This is a genomic window from Acinetobacter sp. SwsAc5 (assembly GCF_013391485.1).
Classification (GTDB): Bacteria; Pseudomonadota; Gammaproteobacteria; order Pseudomonadales; family Moraxellaceae; genus Acinetobacter; species Acinetobacter towneri.
Window position 1 is genome coordinate 30,734 of sequence record NZ_JACAXD010000028.1, and the last position, 9,325, is coordinate 40,058.

Genomic DNA, 9,325 nt, shown 5'->3' on the forward strand with positions numbered 1-9,325 from the left:
AACCTATTTTATACTCCAATCTTCAGTTGTTAGAGGAATGTACCGTGCGTTTAAAAATCGCGAAAGAAAGCTTACTGAATGTTCTGTCACATGTCGTAGGAGCGGTTGAACGTCGCCATACCTTAAATATTTTATCCAATGTCAAAGTTCAGGTGACTGAGCAAGCCTTAACCATTACTGGTTCGGACTTGGAAGTGGAATTGGTTGCCAGTACGAATCTGACTGAAGGGGCATGTTTACAGGCAGGGGAAACTACAGTGCCTGCACGTAAACTGATGGATATTTGTAAATCTTTACCAAGCGCAGCTTTGATTGATTTGCAAATCACTGAAGATCAGCGCTGTATTTTAAAATCGGGCAATAGCCGCTTTGTATTAGGTACTTTGCCTGCGGAAGATTATCCATTATTGGCTACAGAAAATGCTCAAGGTACGCAAGTGACGGTTACTGAGCGTGAGCTGAAGCGTTTGTTTGAAAAAACTGCGTTTGCGATGGCAGTGCAGGATGTACGCTTTTATTTAACGGGTACTTTGTTAGAAATTGATGAAAACCAATTACGTGCTGTGACCACAGATGGTCACCGTTTGGCCTTGTGTGAAACAGCGGCATCTTCGACAGCTACTCAATTAATTCAAGCCATTGTGCCGCGTAAAGCTGTGGCTGAATTGCAGCGTTTGCTGAGCATTGAAGATGAACAACTGGCACTTTTAATTGGGCGTGAATTGCTGAATGTGACCATTCGCACCCCAAGCCGTGACAAAGAACAAGCAGAAATTACCGTGCGTTTTACCACTAAATTAATTGATGGTAAGTTCCCAGATTATCGCCGTGTGATTCCACGTGGTGGTGATAAAAACGTGCTGATCGCGCATGATGTATTTAAACAATCTTTACAGCGTGTGGCGATTTTAAGTAATGAAAAATTGCGTGGCGTATTCCTGAATTTTAGTGCGGACACCTTGCAATTACGTGCCAATAACCCAGAACAAGATGAAGCAATTGAAGATTTAGCGATTCAATATGCCGATTCGCCGTTAGAAATGTCATTTAACGCACAGTATTTATTGGACGTATTAGGGGCATTGGATGGCGATGATGTATCGATGACCATGACCGAAGCCAATCAATCGGTATTGGTACAAGATCCAGCACATCAAGATCAAACCTATGTTGTGATGCCAATGCGTGTTTAAGTGAGCGGTTTATTTCAAGATTAAATCTAGCTGAATCATGCATATTACGCGTTTACATATCGAGCGTGTTCGGAACTTAAAAGCGGTTGCACTTCATGAGTTGCAGCCGTTTAACGTCTTTTATGGGCAAAATGGTTCGGGTAAAACCTCGATTTTAGAAGCGATTCATTTATTGGCGACAGGGCGTTCTTTTCGCACCCATATTCCTAAAAATTACATTCAGAACAGTAGCCAAGATGCGATTGTATTTGCTCAGTCATTGACTGAAAAAATTGGCATGCAAAAAATGGCATCGGGTGAGCAGATGATTAAGGTCAATGGCGACCCTGTTGCGACCCAAGGGCAATTGGCTAAAATTCTGCCTTTACAACATATTGATCCACTCAGTACCGATATTATTGACCATGGTGCAAAACCACGACGGCAACTGTTGGACTGGTTGATGTTCCACGTGGAACCAGAGTTTTATCACGCTTGGCAATATTATTCACGTGCCTTAAAACAACGTAATAGTTTGCTTAAATCACAGCGACATTTAAGTCTGTCGGACTTGGAACCGTGGAACAAAATGCTCAGTGATTATGGTGAGATTTTGCATCGGCAGCGTTTGGGAACGGTGGAACAATGGCAGCAATTTTTTGCACAAGATTTACAGTATTTATTGCCTGATTTACACATTAGTCTGGAATACAGCGCAGGCTTTCATACCGAAACAGGCTTGTTGAATGATCTGTGCAATTATCATCAAAAAGATGTGGAACGTCGCTATACCGAATATGGGCCACACCGCGCCGATTTACGCTTAAAAACCCCAATGGGTGATGCCGATGTGGTGCTGTCACGTGGGCAGAAAAAGCTATTGATTATGGCATTAAAACTGTCACAGATTGCAATGCTGCATGCGTCTAATAAGGAAACTGTGGTATTATTAGATGATCTGACAGCAGAATTAGATTTAAGCGCACAACAACGTTTAATTGAACGATTAAGCCAATTGGGTAGTCAAGTTTTTATTACCACTTTAGATCATCAATCCGTGCAACAACACTTACAAGCGTTGTCGATTCCTTATCGCTTATTTCAGGTCGATCACGGAACGGTGCAGGCTGTTGAGCAATAATTTTTTTATCTTTGGATAGACCTATTTTTCACTAGGGAGAAACCATGAGTTCAGAAGATCAATCTGTCTCTACTACAGAACAAACCAATGAAAAGGCTTATGATTCCTCTAGTATCAAAGTATTGCGTGGCCTAGATGCTGTTCGTAAACGCCCAGGCATGTATATCGGTGATACAGATGATGGTACAGGTTTGCATCACATGGTGTTCGAGGTAGTCGATAACGCTATTGATGAAGCTTTGGCGGGTCATTGTGATGAAATTTTGGTGACTATCCATGAAGATGAATCTGTCAGCGTATCTGACAATGGTCGTGGTATCCCAACCGATATTCACCCTGAAGAAGGTGTCTCTGCAGCAGAGGTCATTCTGACCATTCTGCACGCAGGTGGTAAGTTTGATGACAACAGTTATAAAGTGTCGGGCGGTTTGCACGGCGTTGGTGTGTCGGTGGTCAATGCTTTATCGAGTAAACTTGAATTAACGATTAAACGCGCGGGTCAAATTCACCAACAGGAATACCGCCATGGTGATCCACAATATCCTTTAAAAGTAGTGGGCGACACTGAGCAATCAGGTACGACTGTGCGTTTTTGGCCAAGTGCTGAAACCTTTAGCCAAACCATTTTTAATGTGGATATTTTGGCACGCCGATTGCGTGAATTGTCTTTCTTAAACGCGGGCGTGCGTATTGTATTGCGTGATGAACGTGTCAATTTAGAACATATTTTTGACTATGAAGGTGGTTTGTCTGAATTTGTGAAATATATCAATGCAGGCAAAACCCATCTGAATGAAATTTTCCATTTCACGACACAGGCTGAAAACGGAATTACCGTAGAAGTTGCTTTGCAGTGGAATGATTCCTATCAGGAAAACGTACGTTGCTTTACCAATAACATTCCACAAAAAGACGGTGGAACGCACTTGGCAGGCTTCCGTGCTGCGCTAACCCGTGGGTTAAACAACTACATGGAAAGCGAAAATATCCTGAAAAAAGAAAAAGTCGTGGTGTCGGGTGATGATGCGCGTGAAGGTTTAACCGCGATTGTGTCGGTCAAAGTGCCAGATCCAAAATTCTCATCACAGACCAAAGAAAAATTGGTATCGAGTGAAGTGAAACCTGCTGTTGAGCAGGCCATGAATAAATCTTTCTCTGAATATTTATTGGAAAATCCACAAGCGGCAAAATCCATTGCGGGTAAAATTATTGATGCAGCGCGTGCCCGTGATGCGGCGCGTAAAGCCCGTGAAATGACGCGCCGCAAGAGTGCTTTGGATATTGCAGGTTTGCCTGGTAAATTGGCTGACTGTCAGGAAAAAGACCCTGCATTATCTGAATTATATCTAGTCGAGGGTGACTCTGCAGGTGGTTCGGCTAAACAAGGTCGTAACCGTAAAATGCAGGCAATTTTGCCACTGAAAGGTAAAATCCTGAACGTGGAACGTGCCCGTTTTGACAAGATGATTTCATCGGCAGAAGTAGGTACTTTAATTACCGCTTTGGGCTGTGGTATTGGTCGTGAAGAATATAACCCAGACAAACTGCGTTATCACAAAATCATCATCATGACCGATGCTGACGTAGATGGTTCACACATTCGTACCTTGCTATTGACCTTCTTCTTCCGTCAAATGCCAGAATTGGTTGAGCGTGGTCATATTTATATCGCACAGCCACCATTGTATAAGCTGAAAAAAGGCAAGCAGGAACAATACATCAAAGATAACGATGCTTTAGAAACCTATTTAATTTCTAATGCGATTGATGAATTGGAGCTGCATGTGAGTGCTGATGCACCTGCAATTCGTGGTGAGGCTTTAGCCAAAGTCATTGCTGATTATCAAACTTCACAAAAGAGTTTGAGCCGTTTAACGCTGCGTTATCCTGCAAGTCTGTTGGATGGTTTATTAGAATTAGATGCCTTTAAAATTGATCAAGCAGCAGATCAGGCGTATGTACAACAATGGGGCGAGCAATTACGTCAAAGCATTGAACGATTACAACCAAGTTTGCGTCCTGAATTAAGCATCGAACAGTTTGAAAAAGAAGATGCGGATGGTCAAAAATCTGCAACGTATTGGCCACGAATCACGGTATATGTGCACAACTTGCCACATACCTATTTGCTAGACACAGGTTTGCTGGGTTCAGCTGAATATGCACGTTTGCTGAAAAATTCAAAAAGCTGGTTTACGCTGCTTGAAGAAGGTGCGTATTTGGAAAAAGGCGAACGTAAAATTACGGTCAACAATTTCCATCAAGTGTGGCAACACATTTTGCAGGACTCGCGTCGCGGCATGATGATTCAGCGCTATAAAGGTTTGGGTGAGATGAATGCGGAACAACTTTGGGAAACCACGATGGACCCAGAAAACCGCAATATGTTGCAAGTCACCATTGATGATGCCATTGAAGCAGACCGCATGTTCTCTTGCTTAATGGGCGATGATGTAGAACCACGTCGTGCCTTTATTGAAGAAAATGCCTTAAATGCAGATATTGACGCTTAATTCGTCCAAATCATCCGCATAACCATAAGCACTCTACGGAGTGCTTTTTTATGTTTGGCTTTTGTTGTTGTCGTGATTCATCCAAATAACTTTTATAAAACTGACTTATTGTTCTGTCATGCTGAGCTACATTAAGCCAAAAATAGAGGAGAATCATTAAGATGGATAATCAATTAGAACAAGCACGTGATGCATGGGTGAATGCTTTTTTTACTGGCAATGTGGAGCTGTTAGCACACTATGAAGATGAAGATTTTAAAGTCGTTTATACGGCAGAATCACGTGTGGAAAATCGTGAAACACGTTATGCCAACATTCAGCATGCAGTGAATAATGGTGTCTGGAAACCGATCAAACCGAATGTTGAATTAGAAGAATATGAGTTTGATCGTGAGCAGGTTAACTGTCGGATTCAAATTGGTTTGGCGGATGATCAAGGGTATATTCAAGAAATCTGGCGCTATATTCAGGGCTGGAAAATACAAGAATTATGTATTAGCAAAGCAAAAATTACTGCCGAGTAGCAGCGATTTTCTGTGAATCACTGAGATTCAATGACTCAAAATAACCATGAAAGAATGGATTGATTTGGCTTTAATTAGAGTTTTGAATTTAAAATAACAGTTAGTTTGAGTTGTGGATAACTAAGTTTTTTGCTTTTAAATTTAAATTGTAGATTTTGAATTTAAAAATCACACTGAGTTTTAAATTCAAAACTTCTTGCTTGGTAGCTATGTTGTCTTACTTTTATTCAGGGTGGGGGGTGTCATACAACTATGCTGTGGTGCAAGATTGATAAGAAAAAATAAACAAACGCAGAGAGTGACTTAAATTTCTTTGCGTGGTTATTGTGAAGATAAACTAAAGATTAAAACTATTACGAATGTGTCTTATAAGTATGGAACATACACAATGCATATTCTACGAAATATGATGAGATTTAACCCTATTTTGTATAGGGTTAAATCTCATCGATATGGTTATTCAAAACTGCTTTCGAGTTCTTCCAATTCCATCATCAATTCAAGCATGTGTTCTTCTGCCTGTGCCAATTTGGTTTTCAGATCATTTTGTTCATTCATGAGTTTGAGTAAATCATCTTTACGGTTGGCATCATATAGGGCAGGATCTGCCAGTTCGGTTTCAATTTCAGTCAGACGCGGTTGAATTTTTTCAATTTGCGCTTCGTATTTTTCAATATTTTTACGAATAGGGCGAGTTTGTTCACGGCGTTGTGCTGCCAGTTTGCGTTGAGCTTCTTTATCTACTTTGACTAGGTTAGTCTTGTTCTCAACCACTGGACTTGGATTGGATGGAGCTGTGTTGGATGTACCTTGCTTAAGCATGTCTGCACGAGCTTGGCGTAACCATTGGGCATAATCTTGTAAATCGCCTTCAAATTCTGTGCATTGTCCTGCATGAACCAAGAGTAAGTCATCGCAGACACTGGCAATTAATTGACGTTCGTGTGACACCAATACCACTGCACCTTCATAATCCTGTAATGCCATGGTTAAGGCATGTCGCATATCTAAGTCTAAATGGTTGGTCGGTTCGTCCAGAATCAGTACGTTAGGACGTTGCCAGACAATTAAAGCCAAAGCCAAACGTGCACGTTCACCTCCTGAAAAACTTTCACAAGGCGTGTCCATACGTTCGCCACTAAAACCAAAACTGCCTAAAAAGGCGCGTAAAGTGGCTTCGCTGATTTTTTTATCGGCAATGCGTGCCAGTTGTAGCATCGGGCTGGCGCTATCATCCAAAGCATCCATTTGATGCTGTGCAAAATAGCCAATATTGAGTAATTCTGAGGCTTTGCGAGTACCTGCCAATAACGCCAATTCACCCACTAAGGATTTAATTAAGGTCGATTTACCTGCGCCGTTCATCCCCAATAAACCAATACGACTGGTCGGGGTAATTTGTAGGTTAATTTTGCTGGCAATCACTTTGTCTGCATAACCAATGCTGACTTGTTCCAAGGTCAGTAAGGGTGAGCTCATTTTGGTCGGTTCACGGAAACTAAAGGTAAATGGTGTATCTACATGCGCAGGGGCAAGCAATTGCATGCGTTCCAATTGCTTGATACGGCTTTGTGCCTGCCGTGCTTTGGTGGCTTTGGCTTTAAAACGATCAATATATTTTTGTAAATGTGCACGGGTTTCTAATTGTTTTTCATACGCTTGTTGATGTTGTGCTAAGCGTTCACTGCGTGTGGTTTCAAAGGTTGAATAATTGCCTGTATATAAAGTCAGTTCACTATTTTCAATATGTAAAATATGATCGGTAATGGCATCTAAAAAATCACGGTCATGGGAAATCAGCACCAAAGTTCCCGCATAGGCTTTAAGCCAGTCTTCTAACCATAAAATTGCATCTAAGTCTAAGTGGTTGGTTGGTTCGTCCAGTAATAATAATTCGGAGCGACTCATTAAGGTACGCGCCAAATTTAAACGCATGCGCCATCCACCAGAAAAACTACTGACCGCCAAGCTGTTTTGATGTTCCATAAAACCTAAACCTGCCATCAGTTGTGCGGCTTTGGCGGGTGCGGTATAGCCATGAATTTCATCAAAACGACCATGCAAATGTGCAAGTTGGTCATTATTTAATTGTTCAGGATGTTGCAGTTGTTGTTGAATGTTCCAGTATTCTTCATCACCCGACAGCACAAAATCAATCGCAGGCAAATCCAATGCTTTAACTTCCTGTGCCATGTGCGCCACAGTCCAGCCTTGCGGACGGCTCAACGTACCTTCGTCTGGGGTTAAACTACCTAAAAGCGCAGCAAATAAACTGGATTTTCCTGCACCATTGACACCTGTAAGACCGACTTTCCAGCCTGGATGGATTTGCATAGACGCTTTTTGAAATAAAACACGTCCACCGCGGCGTAAAGAAACTTGGTCAAGTTGAATCATGGTGTTTACTGGTCACAACAAAAGTTGGGCATATTCTAATGGAAGCCCACCAGAAAACAAAAATAAGCCCAGTTTTATTTGTGATTTGCGAAAAATCTCTCTTGTGATGTTTAAAAATTATGATCTAACAACAGGCTTTTTTTATGACTTTGTAAACAAGCACAAAATACGTGCATGTTGGAAATGATCTTTATTTTGATCTAAATCTATAAAATATAAGTGAATTATGAAATAAAAATGATCGCTTAAATAAGGCAGTATAAGGTTTTGGCAGAATTGACAGATGAAATTCGAGTAAATGCTCTATTTTTTTAATTTGAACTTGCTTAATATTTGTTTCGTGTACGGACACTCAAAAATAAAAAAATCTGTAGAAGGATCGAAACAATGAAAAAAATATGGGTCAGCGCAACATTGACAGCATTCGCAGCGATCGGTTTCAGTGCTCAGGCGCAAGCAGCAAAAGTAGATGTATGTGTCTTTGACTTACTGGGTAAGTCAGGTGAATCTTTTCAGATGGCACAAGAGTGGGCGCTAGCAGCAAAAGGCTGGGGTGCAGAAGTCAATTTAATTCCACGTCAGGATGAAGCTGTCGCAGACAATGATTTTAAAGCAGGCAAATGTGATGGGGTATTTATGACCGCCATGCGTGCTCGCCAATACAATAAATTTGCAGGCTCGATTGATGCTTTAGGTGGTGCGCCAAGTAATGCGATTGCACAACGTGCCATCAGCTTTGCTTTAGATCAACGTAATGCAGCGAAAATGGTTACCAATTTAGGTGGCAAGAAATATGAAGTTGCGGGTATTTCACCTTTAGGTTCGGCCTTTATTTTTGTGCGCGACAAGAACATCAGCTCGATTGAAAAAGCAGCAGGGAAAAAGTTTGCGGTATTGGGCTATGACGATGCACAAAAAATTATGGTGCAGCGTGTAGGTGCGCAAGCTGTCATTTCTGATGTATCTAACTTTGTGGCGAAATTTAACAATGGTCAGGTCGATATGGTCGGTGCGCCTGCCTATGCGTACAAACCTTTAGAAATCTACAAGGGTTTAGGCAATAACGGGGCGATGTTTAACTTCCCTGTATTACAAGTGACCGCAGACTTTGTGATTCGCCCTGAACAATTCCCTGCGGGCTTTGGGCAAAAATCACGAGATTGGTTTGTAAAAAATCTGCCTAAAGCGATGAGTATGATTAATCGTTTAGAAGGTGAAATTCCAGCCAAATATAAAATGAACTTGAGCGCAGAAGATAAAACTAAATATCAAAAAATGCTACGTGATGGACGTATGGATATGACCAAACGCGGTATTTATGACCCTGCCATGATGAGTGTGTTAAAACGCGCTCGTTGTTCTGTGGAAAAAACCAATTTTGAATGTTCACTTGGTGGTGAATAGATTGATTTTTAATAAAAAAACCTAGAAAAGTCTAGGTTTTTTTATATGGCGGATTCAAGCGGCAAGTGCAACAGTATAAAAACCAGCCATAACTTCACTCGGTGTATACCAACCTAGTGTTTTTCTAGGACGATGGTTGAGTGCAAATTCTATCTGCTCTATTTGTTCGTTTGA

At 41.3% G+C, this 9,325-nt stretch carries 6 protein-coding genes and 1 pseudogene; 5 read left to right on the forward strand and 2 right to left on the reverse strand.

Going from position 1 to position 9,325, the window contains the following annotated elements; all coding sequences use genetic code 11:
- The first annotated feature begins 44 nt into the window (after positions 1–44).
- The 4 genes from dnaN to HYG89_RS13435 all read left to right on the forward strand — a co-directional run bounded on the left by dnaN (position 45) and on the right by HYG89_RS13435 (position 5,350).
- Positions 45–1,193: a DNA polymerase III subunit beta gene (gene dnaN / locus HYG89_RS13420; RefSeq protein WP_004969759.1), complete on the forward strand. Its 1,149-nt coding sequence runs from the start codon at positions 45–47 to the stop codon at positions 1,191–1,193.
- A 37-nt stretch (positions 1,194–1,230) separates the two neighbouring features.
- Complete coding sequence (gene recF, locus HYG89_RS13425) at positions 1,231–2,313, forward strand: DNA replication/repair protein RecF (protein WP_178867912.1); 1,083 nt, start codon at positions 1,231–1,233, stop codon at positions 2,311–2,313.
- Between the two features lie 44 nt (positions 2,314–2,357).
- Positions 2,358–4,826, forward strand: coding sequence for a DNA topoisomerase (ATP-hydrolyzing) subunit B (gene gyrB, locus HYG89_RS13430; protein ID WP_004969755.1), 2,469 nt, complete (start codon positions 2,358–2,360; stop codon positions 4,824–4,826).
- Between the two features lie 161 nt (positions 4,827–4,987).
- Entirely contained in the window at positions 4,988–5,350 is a 363-nt protein-coding gene (locus HYG89_RS13435) for a hypothetical protein (protein ID WP_004969754.1), read from the forward strand.
- 456 nt (positions 5,351–5,806) lie between these two features.
- Here the strand turns inward: HYG89_RS13435 and HYG89_RS13440 are convergent, their stop codons facing one another.
- On the reverse strand, positions 5,807–7,747 hold the full coding sequence (locus tag HYG89_RS13440; protein ID WP_178867913.1) for an ATP-binding cassette domain-containing protein: 1,941 nt from the start codon (positions 7,745–7,747) through the stop codon (positions 5,807–5,809).
- 387 nt (positions 7,748–8,134) lie between these two features.
- Here HYG89_RS13440 and HYG89_RS13445 point away from each other — a divergent pair, with 387 nt between their 5' ends.
- Positions 8,135–9,151: a putative solute-binding protein gene (locus HYG89_RS13445; protein WP_004969750.1), complete on the forward strand. Its 1,017-nt coding sequence runs from the start codon at positions 8,135–8,137 to the stop codon at positions 9,149–9,151.
- A gap of 54 nt (positions 9,152–9,205) precedes the next feature.
- Here the strand turns inward: HYG89_RS13445 and HYG89_RS13450 are convergent.
- Positions 9,206–9,325, reverse strand: a pseudogene (locus HYG89_RS13450) (IS30 family transposase); the annotation flags it as partial.